This is a genomic window from Streptomyces sp. NPDC005017 (genome assembly GCF_042873115.1).
Classification (GTDB): Bacteria; Actinomycetota; Actinomycetes; order Streptomycetales; family Streptomycetaceae; genus Streptomyces.
Genome location: NZ_JBIALD010000003.1, coordinates 430,551 through 445,373, shown reverse-complemented (window position 1 = coordinate 445,373; position 14,823 = coordinate 430,551). Strand labels below are relative to the sequence as shown.

12 protein-coding genes are annotated in these 14,823 nt (G+C 73.9%); 6 read left to right on the top strand and 6 right to left on the bottom strand.

The features are described from left to right. Positions 1 to 45: 45 nt before the first annotated feature. On the bottom strand, positions 46 to 1,803 hold the full coding sequence (locus tag ACFYR0_RS07095) for a M4 family metallopeptidase (protein ID WP_389322728.1): 1,758 nt from the start codon (positions 1,801 to 1,803) through the stop codon (positions 46 to 48). A 202-nt stretch (positions 1,804 to 2,005) separates the two neighbouring features. On the opposite strand from ACFYR0_RS07095, the gene ACFYR0_RS07090 reads away from it, so the two are divergent. From ACFYR0_RS07090 to ACFYR0_RS07075, 4 genes are all read left to right on the top strand, one after another. Then, positions 2,006 to 3,223, top strand: a complete 1,218-nt coding sequence (locus ACFYR0_RS07090) for a serine hydrolase domain-containing protein (protein WP_389322726.1) — start codon at positions 2,006 to 2,008, stop codon at positions 3,221 to 3,223. Positions 3,224 to 3,481: 258 nt separating this feature from the next. Further along, entirely contained in the window at positions 3,482 to 4,864 is a 1,383-nt protein-coding gene (locus ACFYR0_RS07085; RefSeq protein ID WP_389322724.1) for a CAP domain-containing protein, read from the top strand. Positions 4,865 to 4,914: 50 nt separating this feature from the next. After that, positions 4,915 to 5,895, top strand: a complete 981-nt coding sequence (locus ACFYR0_RS07080; RefSeq protein ID WP_389322722.1) for a threonine/serine dehydratase — start codon at positions 4,915 to 4,917, stop codon at positions 5,893 to 5,895. A 92-nt stretch (positions 5,896 to 5,987) separates the two neighbouring features. After that, complete coding sequence (locus ACFYR0_RS07075) at positions 5,988 to 7,577, top strand: serine/threonine-protein kinase (protein WP_389322720.1); 1,590 nt, start codon at positions 5,988 to 5,990, stop codon at positions 7,575 to 7,577. Between the two features lie 170 nt (positions 7,578 to 7,747). Here the strand turns inward: ACFYR0_RS07075 and ACFYR0_RS07070 are convergent, their stop codons facing one another. The 3 genes from ACFYR0_RS07070 to ACFYR0_RS07060 form a co-directional block, all read right to left on the bottom strand. Then, a complete protein-coding gene (locus tag ACFYR0_RS07070) occupies positions 7,748 to 9,193 on the bottom strand; it encodes a serine hydrolase domain-containing protein (protein ID WP_389322718.1) in 1,446 nt (481 codons plus the stop codon). A gap of 221 nt (positions 9,194 to 9,414) precedes the next feature. Beyond that, complete coding sequence (locus tag ACFYR0_RS07065; RefSeq protein WP_389322716.1) at positions 9,415 to 9,897, bottom strand: DUF6328 family protein; 483 nt, start codon at positions 9,895 to 9,897, stop codon at positions 9,415 to 9,417. A 64-nt stretch (positions 9,898 to 9,961) separates the two neighbouring features. Further along, positions 9,962 to 11,185, bottom strand: coding sequence for an FAD-dependent monooxygenase (locus ACFYR0_RS07060; protein WP_389322714.1), 1,224 nt, complete (start codon positions 11,183 to 11,185; stop codon positions 9,962 to 9,964). A gap of 326 nt (positions 11,186 to 11,511) precedes the next feature. Here ACFYR0_RS07060 and ACFYR0_RS07055 point away from each other — a divergent pair, with 326 nt between their 5' ends. Beyond that, positions 11,512 to 11,922: a tyrosinase cofactor gene (locus tag ACFYR0_RS07055; RefSeq protein WP_389322712.1), complete on the top strand. Its 411-nt coding sequence runs from the start codon at positions 11,512 to 11,514 to the stop codon at positions 11,920 to 11,922. Between the two features lie 49 nt (positions 11,923 to 11,971). Then, on the top strand, positions 11,972 to 12,796 hold the full coding sequence (locus ACFYR0_RS07050; protein WP_389322710.1) for a tyrosinase family protein: 825 nt from the start codon (positions 11,972 to 11,974) through the stop codon (positions 12,794 to 12,796). Between the two features lie 24 nt (positions 12,797 to 12,820). On the opposite strand, the gene ACFYR0_RS07045 is transcribed toward ACFYR0_RS07050, so the two are convergent. Both ACFYR0_RS07045 and ACFYR0_RS07040 read right to left on the bottom strand, forming a co-directional pair. Next, complete coding sequence (locus ACFYR0_RS07045; protein ID WP_389322708.1) at positions 12,821 to 13,540, bottom strand: ribonuclease H; 720 nt, start codon at positions 13,538 to 13,540, stop codon at positions 12,821 to 12,823. A gap of 87 nt (positions 13,541 to 13,627) precedes the next feature. Further along, a complete protein-coding gene (locus tag ACFYR0_RS07040) occupies positions 13,628 to 14,425 on the bottom strand; it encodes a VOC family protein (protein ID WP_389322706.1) in 798 nt (265 codons plus the stop codon). Positions 14,426 to 14,823: the final 398 nt, after the last annotated feature.

Sequence of the window (14,823 nt, the reverse complement as noted above, 5' to 3'; positions counted from 1 at the left end):
CGGCGGTCAGCGCCTGACGGCCGAAGTGTCGAACGGGTCCGGCGGTCAGCGCCTGACGGCCGGGGTGTTGGCCAGCCGGACGTTCACGGCCGCCCAGGAACGGCTGACGGCCTTGTACTCGACGCTGTTGAGCCCGTACAGGTCCTTGGCCGCCCTCATCGTCGCGATGCGCGCGTCGTGGAAGTCGGTGGTGGAGACCATGTAGCGGGTCAGGGCGCGGTAGTAGATCTTCAGCGCCTTGGTACGCCCGATGCCCTTGACGGGCAGGCCGTCGTAGGTCGGCGAGTCGTAGGTGACCGCGCCGATCCTCTTGCGGCCGCTGCCCTCGGCGAGCAGGTAGAAGGCGTGCGAGGAGACGCCGGAGCCGGCGTGCACCTCGGCGTCGTAGACGGCGGGCGACCAGTAGTCGATCGCGCCCTCCAGCACGTCCAGGGACGGCTTGTCGAGGCGGCGCAGGAACTTCTGTTCCAGGCCGAGCTTCTCGCCGACGAGGTAGTTCGGCGGGTTCTTGGCGTTCTTCGCCTGGAACTCGACGCCGGAGCCGAAGATGTCGGCGAGGGACTCGTTGAGGGAGCCGGGCTCGCCGTACTGGACGCCGCGCGAGTCCACCCGGGTGGGCTCCAGGCGGGCGGTGGCGTCGACGACGCCGTGGGACAGCTCGTGCCCGGTCACGTCGAGGACGACCAGGGGCTTCTTGAACAGCTCGCCGTCGCCGTCCCCGTACAGCATGCAGCCGCAGTAGGAGTACCAGAAGGCGTTGCCGACCTTGTTGCCGAAGTGGACGATCGCGCGGGCGCCCTTGGAGTCGTTCTTGATGCCCTTGCGGCCGAACTGCTCCTTGTAGAAGTCCAGCGTCTCGGCGACGCCGTACTGGGCGTCGACGGCGGCGCTCATGCGGTTGCCGACGGTGCCGTTGCCCCAGGTGTTGGTGGAGCTGGTCAGCCGCTTGGCCTGGCCGAACTGGACCGGCTCCAGGCCCCTGGCGTCCCGGGTCTCGGTGCCGTAGCGCCGGGGGTCCTTGAGGACGTACGTGGTGCGGGCGGTCCGTGTGGTGGACAGCGAGACCTGGCCGGCGAACAGCGACTTGCCGACGCCGGTCGCGGGTGCCGGGTAGGCGGCGGCCGGGCCCGCCCCGGTGAGGCGGGGGGTGGCCGGCGCGATCCCGGTGGCCGGGTCGATCTGCTCGCCCCGCGCGCGCAGGGTCCGCACGACCCTGGGCGAGAGGAACTCCTCGGCGTCGGGGGTGTTGCTGCGGATCTCGCCGGTGACGGCGTCGACGACGACCGTGCTGGAGCCGGTGGCCTCGGCGTCGCCGCCGGTGACGTGGATCCGGTAGGCGAGGGCCGCCTCGCCGTCGCGGGCGTCCACGACGAGCTGGGCGGTGCCGGCGGTGCCGTCCGTCGCGGCCGCCGCCTTGGCCCGGGCCTCGCCGGCGGTCAGCTCGGCGCGGGTCCCGTCCGGGCGGACCGCGTGGTCGGCGGCGCGGGTCACTCCCGCGTACGCCAGCTTCGAGGTGAGGTGGACGACGAGGTCGCCGCCCAGGACCGGCATGCCCCGGTGGGTGCGGACGAACCGGACGTGGCGGGCGCCCTCCGGGTCGACCATGACGTCCTGCGGCTGGAGTTCGTCGCCGCGGGCGACTCCGGTCGCGCTCGCGTGGGCGAAGGCCGCGGACCGCGCCGCGTCGACGACGGAGGGGGCCGGGGCGTCGGTCCCGGCGAATGCCGTGCCCGCGAGGCCCGTGGCGGCCGACGCCACGGCGACGGCGACCGCCAGGCCGCGTATATGAGGTCTTGTGCGCACTGTCGAAGATTCCTTCGTGTCAGATCGGCCGGTTCCGCCGGTGTGGGCAGGTGTTCGGCCGGCGCCAACTGTGTGTCGTCTGTGGAGATGTGACGGGATGCGAGAAAGTTGCCCAGCCCGGATGTGACCGATCTCGCACATAAACCCCCCATCTCGTGCGCGGATATGACCAACCACCCGGGCGGAAAGGGAGCAGAGCCGGATGGTGAACACAAAGGCGAGCCGGACCGCGGTGCTCGGCGCCGTGATGCTGTCGTTCCTCGCGGTACCGGCCCCCGCCTCGGCGGCCGAGGACACCCCCCGGGCCGCGGCGCCGGCCGCGCCCGACCTCGTGGGACTGGGCACGGTGCTGAACACCGCGCGACGGCAGGGCGCGCCCGGTGCCTTCGCGCGCGTCGACGACAACGGCACCGTGCACCGGGTGCGCCGCGGGATCTCCGACCGCAGGACCGGACGGACCATCGCGACCACCGACCGCTTCCGCATCGGCAGCGTCACCAAGGTCTTCTCGGCCGTGGTCCTGCTCCAGCTGGTCGACGAGGGCAGGCTGAACCTGGACTCCCCCGTGAACCGGGTGCTGCCGGGGCTGCTGCCCGACGACCGGATCACCGTCCGGCACGTGCTGAGCCACCGCAGCGGGCTCTACGACTACACGAACGCGATGTTCGCCAGGTCCGTGTCCGGCTTCGAGGCGGTCCGCAACAAGGTCTTCACCTACCGGCAGTTGGTCGGCCGCTCCCTGAGCCACCCGCGCACGGGCACGCCGGGCGGGGCCTACGCGTACTCGAACACCAACTTCGTGGTCGCCGGCATGCTGATCGAGAAGCTCACCGGACAGAGCGTGGCCACCGCGTACCGCACCCGGATCATCGAGCCGCTGGGACTCACGAACACCTTCTACGTCCACCCGGGCACGGCCCTGCCCGGCACGCACACGCGTGGCTATCTCACCTCCGACACGGCGGGCGCGGCGCCGGTCGACGCCACCCGGCAGACGGTGTCCTGGGCGCAGAGCGCCGGGGCGCTGATCTCCAACGCCCGCGACCTGAACGTCTTCACCTCGGCCCTGCTGCGCGGCAGGCTCGTCTCGCCGGCGTCCCTCACCCGGATGACGAAGTGGACCAAGGTCAACAGCACCACGGCGTACGGGCTCGGCCTGCGGCGGCGCACCCTGTCCTGCGGGGTGTCGGTCTACGGCCACACGGGCGCCGTCCAGGGCTACTACACCTACGCGTTCACTTCGAAGGACGGCAGGCGCAGCCTGACGGCCATGGCCAACACGTCCAACAACAGCCGCGTCCTCGACACCATGCTCGGCACGCTGGAGTCCGCGTTCTGCGGGAAGAGCGCGGCACCCCGGGCGGCGGTGCCCGTGGAGCCGCGGGCGGCGATCGGGGCGGGCGTGATCGACGAGGGGTAGGGCCCCTCCGGCGGATCTCCGTGGACGCCGCGGAGATCCGGCCGGTTCCCGACGGACAGCGGCGGGCTCCCGCCAGGCGCCGGGGGCGGGAACCAGCCGTACGGCCCGCGCGTTGACTGGTCCAGGGGCTAGTCATCCGGACCGGGCCGGCCGCGTGGGGCGCGGCGCCCCGGCGGTCGGCGTCGGCATGATCCGGACGACAGTTCCCGGGGCCGCGGCCGGACCGCCGCGTCCCTGGTCACGACAGGGGGGCGCGTGATGACCGAGTTGGTTCCCGGGGGCAATCTGGCGCTCCCTCGCGGGACACTGACCGTGCGGGTGCCGGGGCCGTTCGACGTCTCCGCGCTGATCACCGACGACGGCGGCCGGGTGGGCGGCGACGCCGACTTCGTGTTCTACAACCAGCCGGCCGCGCCGGGCGCCCGCCTCGGCGGTGACACGCTCACCCTCGACCCGGGCGCCCTGCGGTCCGGCGCCACCCGGGTCACCGTCGTCGTGAGCCCCGCCGATCCGGACACCCCGCTCAGCCGGCTGCCCTCCCCCGCCCTCCAGGTCTCCGGTACGGACGGCCGCTCCCTGGCCCGGTTCGCACCGCCGCGCCCGCGCACGGAGACGGTGCTGCTGCTGGCGGAGATCTACCGGCGCGGCGACACCTGGAAGGTACGGGCCCTCGGCCAGGGCTACGCCGAAGGGCTGGCCGGTGTCGCCCGGGACTTCGGGGTGGACGTGGTGGAGAGCGAGGCGGAGACCGCGCCGGTCTCGGTGGGCGACGGCCCCGCCCCCGTCGGCGCCGCCCCCACTGTCGTCGATCTGCGCGTCGGCCCGGCTGTGTCCGGACACCGGGCAGGCCCGGATGACACCGTCACGGCCGACGCCTGGATCGGACCGGTCAACTCCGCCCGTGCGCGGGCCGGTGCCCCGCGCGTGACGTGGGACGCCCGCCTCGCGGCCGCGGCGCGCGAGCACGCCGCCACGATGGCCGCCGCCGGACGTCTCGGCGTGGAGGGGCGGGACGGCCTGGCGGTCTACCAGCGCGTGACCCGCACCGGATACGCGTACGTCAGCGTCGGCGAGCATCTGGTGTCCGGGCCGCGCACCCCGCAGGAGCTGCTGGGCTCCTGTCTGCGGACCGATCACGCCCGGCGCATCCTGCACGACGCCGTGTTCACGCACGCCGCTCTCGGCCGGGCGACCGGCGGCGGGGGCGGTGACGTGTTCTGGACCGCGCTGTGGGCGCGGCCCCTCGGACCGGGCGACCTGGCGCGCACGGAGGCGGAGGTCGTGGCGCTCACCAACCGCGAGCGCGCCTCGGCCGGGCTGCCGCCGCTCGCCGCGGACCCGCTGCTGACCCGCGCCGCGCAGGCGCACAGCGCGGACATGGTGGCCCGGGACTTCTACTCCCACACCTCGCCGGAGGGCAGCGGGCCCCGGGACCGGGCCGTCGCCGTGGGCGCCGTCCGGCGCTCGACCGGCGAGAACATCGCCTGCGGGCAGCGCTCCGCCGCCGAGGTGGTCACCGGCTGGATGAACAGCCCGGGCCACCGGGCGAACATCCTCAGACCCGAGTTCACCCACATCGGCATCGGCTTCGCGGGCGGCGGCCGGGCGGGGACGTACTGGACCCAGCTCTTCGGCGCCTGACAGCGCGGCGGAGCGGGCCGACGGCACGGAACGAAACGAAAGGCACGGCCTTGATCGGCATCACGGACATCGAAGGCGCGGCGGAGCGGATCGCCGGGCACATCGTCCGCACACCCACCGTGCGGAGCCCGGGACTCGGCGAGCTGCTCGGCGCACCCGTCACGGCCAAACTGGAACTCCTCCAGCACACCGGCTCGTTCAAGGTGCGCGGGGCGACGGCCAAGCTGCTGTCGCTCGGCGCGGCGGAGCGCGCGGCCGGGGTGGTGGCGGTGAGCGGCGGCAACCACGGCATCGCGTTCGCGACCATGGCCGCCGCGCTGGAGGTCAAGGCAACGCTGGTCATGCCGCGCTCGGCCCCGGCCCGCGCGGTGCGCCTCGCCGAGGCGGCGGGGGCCACGGTGCGGCTGACCGACGCCATGGAGGAGGCGTTCGCACTGACCGAGCGGCTGCGCGACGAGGGCCTGACCCTGGTGCACCCCTTCGACGACCCGCTGGTGATCGCGGGCCAGGGCACGGTGGGGCTGGAGTTCACCGAGGACGCCGGGGAGCTGACGGACGTCCTGGTCAGCATCGGTGGCGGCGGGCTGATCGCCGGGGTGGCGGCGGCGCTGACGGCACGCCGGCCGGGGGTGCGGGTGTGGGGCGTGGAGACGGAGGGCGCCGAGGCGATGTCCGCGGCGCTCGCGGCGGGCGGACCGGTGCCGGTGCTGCTGTCGTCGATCGTGAGCACCCTGAGCGCCCCGTCCGTGTCCCGGCTGACGTACGAGCATGTGGCGGCCCTGGTCACCGAGGTGCTGGTGGTCCCCGACCGGGAGGCGGTGCGGGGCTCGCTGGAGTTCGCCGAGCACGCCAGGCTCTGGACCGAACCGGCCGCGGGCTGTCTGCTGCCCGCCGCTCGGCAGGTCCTGGAGCGGGTGGGCGAGGGCGCCCGGCTGGGCCTCGTGGTGTGCGGGGGCAACGCCTCGCCCGCCGACATGGCCGTATGGACGCGGCGCTTCGGGCTGATCCCCGGCACGGAGGACCTGTCCTGACGGCGGGTCAACGTTGTCGCGGCCGTTGAACACGCGGCCGCTCGCTCGCCGTACCTCTGGGAAAGGGTGGCAGCCAGGGGTGCAGCGAAGGAATGACGATGGTCGAGGCGCATGTCTCCGCGGAAGAGTTGATCGCCGGCAGATACCGGCCCCTTCAGGTGGTGCACCAGGAGACGAACCGGGTCGGCTGGTACGGCGAGGACGTGGAGACGGGCCGCCCGTGCCTGCTGACACAGGTGGGGCTGCCCGAGGGAATGGACGCGCGGGCGGCCCGGCGAACGGTGGGCCGCGTGATGCGGGCCTCGGAGACCATGCGGTCGCTGTGCCCGGACCGGGTCCCGGCGGTCCTGGACGCGGTGACCTCGGGCGGCGCGCTGTGGACCGTCACGGACTGGGTGGGCGGCACCCCGCTCGGTGAGCTCCTCGCCCAGCAGGGCACCTTGAACTATGTCCGGGCGGCGCGGATCGGCGTGGAGCTGCTGGACGTGCTGGACGCCGCGCACGCCGCGGGCATCACGCACGGCGAGCTGAGCCCGGGCCAGGTGATCGTCCCGGACCGCGGCCCGGCCGTCGTGGGCGGGTTCGGGCTGGCGGGCTCGACGCTCGCGCCCCGGCTGGCGGCACCGTCGTACGCCTCACCGGAACAGGCGAGGGACGAGCGGATCGGCCCGGCGGCGGACCTGTGGGCGCTGGGCGCGATCCTCTACACGATGGTGGAGGGCCGCCCGCCGTTCCGGGAGCGCGAGCGGCCCGAGGCCACGCTGAGGAGCGTCGACAAGCTGCCGGTGCGCGCGCCGGTGCGCGCGGGTCCGCTCGGCCGGGCCGTGCAGGGGCTGCTCCGCAAGAACTCGCTGGAGCGGCTGCCCCGGCCGGTGGTCCGCGAGGCCCTGGACCGGGCGCTGCGCGAGGAGACCGACGCGTCCTGCGTGCTGCAGCGGCCCCGGCTGCGGCGGGCGTACGCGTCCGTGCGGCACGCGGGTGCGGGCCGGGGCGCGCGCATGCTGGCCGTCGGTACGACCCTCGCGGTCGTCACGGTCACCGTGGCGGTGCTGGTCGCGACGGGCGCACTGTCCGGCTCCGACACGACCGCGTCGGGCGGTGCGGCGCCCCGGACCTCAGCCCCGGCCGCCCCGACAGCTCCGGCCGACCCGGCTCCGACGACGCCGGGCGCACCGGCCGTCCCGCCCTCCGTGCCCCCGGGTCCCACGACGGCCGCCCCCGCCCCGGCCGGCGGTTTCCGCACCTACGACTCCCCCGAGGGGTTCTCCGTCGACCTGCCGGAGGGCTGGAAGCCGCTGAACACGACGCGGATGGCGGACCTGGCCTATCGCGTGGTCCTCGGCCGGTCCGGCGACCCGCGCACGCTCACCGTCACCTACAGCGAGCGGGTCGGCCCCGACCCGGTCACCGTCTGGCGGGAGGTGGAGCCGGGGCTGCGCGCGGCGGGCGACTACCGCCGGATCGGGGAGATCCGGGCGCTGACGTACCAGGGCCGCAAGGCCGCGGACCTGCAGTGGATCGCCACGGCGGACGGCGAGCGGGTGCGCACCCTCGGCCGTGGTTTCCTCCTCGGCGGCGGCCGTGGCTTCTCGCTGCGCTGGTCGGCTCCCGCCGCCCAGTGGGACGGCGCCGCCAGCCGGGAGGCGCTGGACGTCGCCCTGCGGAGCTTCAGGGCCGGGTGAGGGAAGCTTCGGGCCGCCGGGTGAGAGGGCTCGGGCGCCGGTGCGGAGGGGCAGGCCGTGGAGACCGGCGCCCGCAGCCGGTGCGAAAGGTCAGGCCCCGGACACCGGCGCCCGCAGCCGGTGCGGAGGGTCAAGCTCCGGACGCAGGCGCACGCAACCGATGTGAAAGGTCAGGCCCCGGACACCGGCGCCCGCAGCCGGTCCAGCCGGGTCGCGTTCAGCGGTTCCGTCCGCCAGCGGGCCCGGAAGGCGCGGTCGGCGAGCGTGCAGGTGATCACCAGCCGGTGCGGTGTCTCGAGGAACTGGGCCGCGAACTCCAGCGTGCCCGGGTCGGTCCAGCCGCCGCTGACGGCGACGGGCAGCGGCTCCTCGCTCACGGTCCAGCCGCCGGTGCCGAGGCGCAGGCCGGTCCGGCGGCCGCCGTCGGTCAGGGTGGCAGTCCAGCCGTCGGGGCCCTCGTCCAGCGCGACACCGGTGAGGCCACGCGGGTCCGGGCGGACGCCGCCGTAGGGGGTGAAGGACGCCCCGGCCCAGTCCTCGGCACGCTCGGGCGGGGCGGGCTTGCCGGTCGCGGGCGGCAGCGCGAGCCCGGCGAGCCGCTCCCGCAGCGCGGCGTCGGCCGCGTCGGCGCCGGTCAGCGGGGCGGGACGGCAGGCGGGCAGCAGATGCCGCCAGACGAGGTCCAGCACGGCCTGCATCCGCTCGGTGGCCGCGGTCGTCACGACCACGGCGTCCTGCTCGGGCAGCACCAGACAGAACTGGCCGTACGCCCCGTCGCCCCGGAAGCCGTGCCGGGAGCGCCAGAACTGGATGCCGTAGCCCTGGTCCCAGTCCGGGATGTCGGTGCGGCCCATGCGGCCCGCGGTCGGCACATGCGCGCGGGTGGCCTCGCCGACCCAGCCCTCCGGCAGGAGCCGCCGCCCCTCCCAGACGCCGTCGCGCAGATACAGCTCGCCGAACCGGGCGACGGCGTCGGTGGTCAGGTGCAGTCCGCTGAAGCCGAGCTCGCGGCCGGTGCCGTCGCGCAGCCAGGCCGCCTCGCCGATGCCGAGCGGGTCCAGGAGCCGGGGACGCAGATAGTCGCTCAGCGACTGCCCGGTGACCTTCTGGAGGATCGCGGCGAGGGAGTAGGTGGCGGGCTGGTTGTAGGTGAAGACGGTGCCGGGGTCGCGCTCCGGCGGGTGCAGCAGGAAGCCGCGGACCGGCTCGGCGGGATCGGTGCCGTAGGCCGTGTCGACCATCTCGGCGAGATGCCCGCTGGACATGGTGGCCGCGTGCCGGACGAGCATGGCGCGGCTGCGCGGGTCGGTGATCTCCGCCTCGAACTCCGGGAAGTGGGAGACCACCGTGTCGTCGAGGCCGATCAGCCCCTCGGCCAAGGCGAAGCCCGCGGCGGTCGAGGTGAAGCTCTTGCTCAGCGAGTACAGCAGGTGCGGGCGCTCGGGGGTGTACGGCGCCCACCAGCCGGCGGCCACGACATGCCCGTGGCGCAGGATCATGAGGCTGTGCGGTTCGATGTCGGGCGCGGCGTCGAGCGCGTCGAGGAGGGCGAGGACGCCGGTGGCGTCGACGCCTTGGGCGGCCGGGGTGCTGGAGGGCAGAGGGCGCGCGGTCATGGGGCCATCCTGTCCGGGCCCCGCCCGAATATCGAGCTTCCTTTCGAGCCAGGGGTGCGCGACGAGGGGCGGTCCCGCCGGGCGGCGGGCGGAAAGCGGCCGGCCGGTACTGGGGCGCCCCGCACCGGGCGGGAAGCGGTCGCCCGGGCGCCGAAGCGCGGCGGGCGGCCAGACGCCGGAACGCGGCAGGCCCGCCCGGACGCCGAAGCGCGGCAGGCGGCTCAGTCCGTGTGACGGTGCCTCGTCCACATCGGGACGGCGAACCAGCACAGCACGTACCAGACGACGACCCCCGCGACCACGAAGGGCACGAAGTCCCCGTCGGTCGCCACCCGCAGGATGAGCAGCAGGGAGCCGGTCATGGTGGCGAGCAGCAGCACGAGGCCGACCAGGGTGAGCCGCGCGGCCCAGCGCACCGCCTCCGGCTTCACCCGGCGGCCCGAGACCAGCCGGTGCAGCGAGACGGGGCCGATCAGGGTGCCGGTGGCGGTGGCGCCCAGCACGACGGTCACCATGTAGATCGCCTGGTCGAGGTCTCCGAGCCGGCGGTAGGTCGGCGTGAACACGACGGTCAGCAGGAAGCCGAAGAGGATCTGCACGCCCATCTGGGCCACGCGGACCTCCTGGAGGAGTTCGGCCCACATACGGTCGGCGCGCTCCTCGCGGGTCTCGTCACGGCCCGTGTCCTGCGTCGGCTCAGCCATGTGCACCGGGTTTCCGTGACGTCGGCACCTCAAACGACGCGATCCGCCGAGCCGGCCGGGTCCGCTATCTGCGGGACTCCAGCGCGCGGGTCTGGGAGCCGCGGGCCAGCCTCGGCCCGAGCCAGCGCTTGAGCCTGCGCAGTGGCTCCAGTTGGCCCGCGGCGCGGTCCAGTCGGTAGTACAGCTGGGGCGGGACGTACGGCAGCAGCGGCGAGTGGCGCTGGCCGAGCAGGGCGAACATCTGCCGGGGCGGCAGGTGGATGTAGCGCGGCAGGTTCTCGTACCACTGGGCGCTGTGCCGGGCCGCGCTCTGCGCGGACAGCAGGGCCTGTCGGCGCTCGCGCTCGTAGCGGGCCAGGGCCTCGGGGAGCGCGGGCTCCTCGCGCAGGGCGGCGGCCAGGGCGATGGCGTCCTCCAGGGCGAGGGTGGTGCCCGCGCCGACGGAGTAGTGGGTGGTGTGGGCGGCGTCGCCGAGCAGGACGAGGTTGCCGTGGTGCCAGCTGCGGTTGGTCAGCGTGCGGAAGTTCAGCCACTGGGCGTTGCCGTCGGACTGGGCCCGGCCGATGAGCGGGTGGCCGTCGAGGACGTCCGCGAACAGCTTCTCCAGCAGACGCAGTCCGTCCGGCCCGGCGGCGCTGTCGAGGCCGAGTCCGGTCCAGGTGTCGGGGGCGCACTCGACGACGCAGGTGCTGTGGGTGTCGCTGTAGCCGTAGCCGTAGCACCAGATCCAGCCGTGCGCGGTCTCGACGAAGGAGAAGGTGAAGGCGTCGAAGACCTTGGTGGTGCCGAGCCAGACGTAGGTGTTGCGGCCTGCCCGGACCTCGGTGCCGAAGTGGCCGGCGTGCCGGGTGCGCAGGGCGCTGCGGACACCGTCGGCGGCGACCACCAGGTCCGCCTCGGCCGCCAGCGCGCCCGGGTCCGTGACCTCGTGCTCGAAGCGCAGGCGCACGCCGAGGGAGCGGGCCCGGTCGGCGAGGATCTCCAGCAGGCGGTGGCGGCCGATGCCGAAGCCCTGGTCGCCGGGCTGGCGGGTGCTGAGGCCGCGGACACGGGCGACGCCCTCGTTCCAGCGGACCGAGGCCCGGTCGACGGCCCGCGCGGACTCCGGGTCGTGGGCGTGCAGCCGGTCGAGCAGGCCCTGCCAGTAGGTGACGCCCCAGCCGTAGGTCGAGCCCTCGGGATCGCGCTCGTGGACGGTGATGTCGTGGGCGGGATCCTGGAGCTTCAGCAGGATCGACAGATACAGGCCGGCGGGCCCGCCTCCGGCGATGGCGACCTTCACACGCACCCCTGATCATTACTCATAGCGGTCGGTTCGCGACGCAGGGTAGCAGGCGTCGAGGTCGCGGAACGCGCCACTTTCCCGGAGCGGGTCGCACCGCGCGCCGACCGCGGGCAGGGCGAAAGATCGCCACGAACCCGCCGCGAAGGGGAAGGAATTCCCTCTTCCGGGCAGACCGAGGCCCGTTCACAGCAAGATCATCTTGGTTCAACCTTGCATGACATGTGAGTAATTGTCCGGATCGGAGCCAACCGGTCCGAAGGGATTTCCGGCCGTGCGCCACGGCCCGATAGGCATGCGACGACATCCGTTCCCGAACCCAGGAGGTCCGCATGCCGGAACTCACCCGTCGTCGCGCCATCGTCTTCGGAGCCGCCGGGGCCGCCGTGGCCGCGGTCGGCGCCACGACCACCGCCGTGGCCGCCGCGCCCGACACCACCGCGGGCCCGGCCGCCCGCGACCGAGCCGCCGCACCCGCCGGTCACCACCACGGCGGCCCCCAGCCCTTCGACGAGGTCTACAAGGGCCGCCGGATACAGGGCATGGCCGGCGGCGGCCACCATCACGGCGCCGGCTACGCGGTGTTCGTGGACGGCGTCGAGCTGCACACGATGCGCAACGCCGACGGCAGCTGGATCAGCGTGGTCAGCCACTACGAGCCGGTAACCACCCCGCGCGCCGCCGCCCGGGCCGCCGTCGACGAGCTCCAGGGCGCGGCGCTGCTGCCGTTCCCCGCCAACTGACCGCGCCCCGGCCGCACTCGACGCACCACACGCACTTGGAGCACCGCACATGACCGTCCGCAAGAACCAGGCGAACCTGACCGCCGACGAGAAGCGCCGTTTCGTCGCCGCCGTCATCGAACTCAAGCGCAGCGGCCGCTACGACACCTTCGTCGGCACACACAACCAGTACATCGTCGCCGACACCGACAACGGCCCCCGCACCGGCCACCGTTCGCCCTCGTTCCTGCCCTGGCACCGCAGATTCCTGCTGGAGTTCGAGCGTGCCCTCCAGGACGTCGACGCCACCGTCGCGCTCCCGTACTGGGACTGGACGGCCGACCGCTCGACGCGGTCCTCGCTGTGGGCGCCGGACTTCCTCGGCGGCACCGGGCGCAGCCTCGACGGCCGGGTCATGGACGGGCCGTTCGCCGCGTCCACCGGCGACTGGCCGGTCACCGTCCGCGTCGACGGCCGTACGTTCCTGCGCCGCTCGCTGGGCACGTCCGTGCGCGAACTGCCCACCCGGGCCGAGGTGGACTCGGTCCTCGCGATGCCGGTGTACGACATGGCGCCCTGGAACAGCGGTTCGGACGGGTTCCGCAACCACCTGGAGGGCTGGCGCGGCGTGAACCTGCACAACCGCGTCCATGTCTGGGTCGGCGGGCAGATGGCCACCGGGGTCTCCCCCAACGACCCGGTGTTCTGGCTGCACCACGCCTACATCGACAAGCTCTGGGCCGACTGGCAGCGCCGTCACCCCGGCTCCGGCTATCTCCCGGCCGCCGCAACCGCGAACGTCGTCGACCTCCAGGACACGATGACGCCCTGGAACGACGTGCGCCCGGCCGATCTGCTGGACCACACGGCGCACTACACCTTCGACGCGGCCTGAGGGGACCTCAGGGCCCGGTGACCGTCAGGCGCCGGCCGTGCGGCACTCCGGATGGCCCCAGCCGGAGGCGTTCTTGGCGATCTGCTCGCCCGCCGCGTAGGAACGGCCGCACACCCCGCAGCGCCCGGGGAACTTCGCCTTGAGCGTGCGCGAGGACCCCGCGCCGCCGCTCCCACCGCTCCCGCCGCTGCGCGCGCCCCGGGCGGCGGGCTTGCGACGCGGGGCCTTGGCCGGGACGTCCGGCGCGGCCGGCGGCTCGGGTGAGCCGAGGGCACTGCCCGCGCTCTCCTGGACGGTCGCCGCCTGGCTGGCGGCCCGGTCGGCGAAGTCGTTGAGCCGGTCGCCGTCGACCTGGTGCGCGGGGACGTAGCGGAACTCGACCTCGCGGCCCCCGAGCAGTTCGTCGATGCGGACCACGAGCTCCTGGTTGGCGACCGGCTTGCCGGCGGCCGTCTTCCAGCCGTTGCGCTTCCAGTTGGGCAGCCAGGCGGTGACCGCCTTCATGGCGTACTGCGAGTCCATCCGGATCTCGATCGGCACGGCCGGGTCCGTCGAGGCGAGCAGGCGCTCCAGCGCGGTGAGCTCCGCGACGTTGTTGGTGGCCGTGCCGAGCGGGCCGGCCTCCCAGCGGTCGGGCGTCTCCGACGCGTCGGAGACGACCCAGGCCCAGCCCGCCGGTCCGGGGTTTCCCTTAGAAGCCCCGTCGCACGCGGCCACCACACGTTCACGCATGCGTCCGATCATGCCATGGGCCGGCGCGCCGTCCTGTCGTGCCCGGGCGCCCTGCCGCGGACGCCCTGTCTCCGGGGAGCCACCCCCAGGCGCTCCGCCTCAGACGTCGGTGCTCTTCGGCATCTCGCCCTCGGTCGTCGTGAGGTCGATCACCGAGAAGTTGGCGCCCTGCGGATCGCTGATCGCGGCGAACCTGCCGAACGGCGAGTTCATCGGGCCGAAGCGCAGCACACCACCGCGCTCGGTGGCCTTCGCCACCGCCGCGTCGCAGTCCGGCACCGAGAAGTAGACGTTGACGTACGGCGGCACCTCGGGCGGGAACTCCTCCGTCATCCGCATCCGGCCGAGCACGGTGTCCTCGCCGAGGTCGTACATGCGGAAGTCGACGTTGTCGTCCTGCAGTTGCTTCGAGCTGTAGCCGAAGACGGCCGGCAGAAAGGTGTCGGACTTCTCCGGCTCCCGGGTGAACACCTCGGCCCAGCAGTACGCGCCGGCCTGCTCGGGCGGGGCCTCGAAGCCTTCGTGCGCGCCGGCCTGCCAGACGCCGAAGACGACACCGCTTGGGTCGCGCGCCAGGCACATGGTGCCGAAGTCGCCGACCTGCATCGGCTCCATCAGCACCTCACCGCCGTTGTCGCGGACCTTCGTCGCGGTCGCCGCCGCGTCCGGCGAGGCGATGTAGAGGCACCACTGCGAGACGCCCTCCTGACCCGGCATCGGCGGCACGACGGCCGCGACCGCCTTGCCGTCGGCGTAGGCCTGGGTGTAGTTGCCGTACTCCGACGAGGGCTCGCCGAAGGTCCAGCCGAGGACGTCACCGTAGAAGCTCTTGGCCTCTTCCAGATCGGTGAACATCGCGTCCACCCAGCAGGGGGTTCCCTCAGGTCGTGCGGCCATGGTCGGCCCTCTCGGATTCGGGGACATGTCCGGAATCCCACGCTATCCATCCCGCGCCCCGGCCGCGCGCCGAACGTTCCGTTCCGCTACGGGGCCGGGAGCGGGACGGGCCGGGGCGCGGACACGGGAGCGGGCGGGCCCGAACGCCGCGCCGGTCCGGGCACGCGTGCCCTGGCGCGGCGGGAGGGCGCGGCGGCCCGAGTGGATCACGGAGGGTGATCCACTCGGGAGCGCGCGCCCCCTGGGGCGCGGGGCGCGTGGGGCGGCGTGCGGCACGGGCACCCGGCGCCGTCCGCCTCAACCGGAATGTTTGCCACCGCAGACGCGCGAAGCCGCCCCCTTCACGCCGTACCCGCCTCGCGTCACTCCTGTTTCGCTGGTGCTGTGACCAGAGGGGT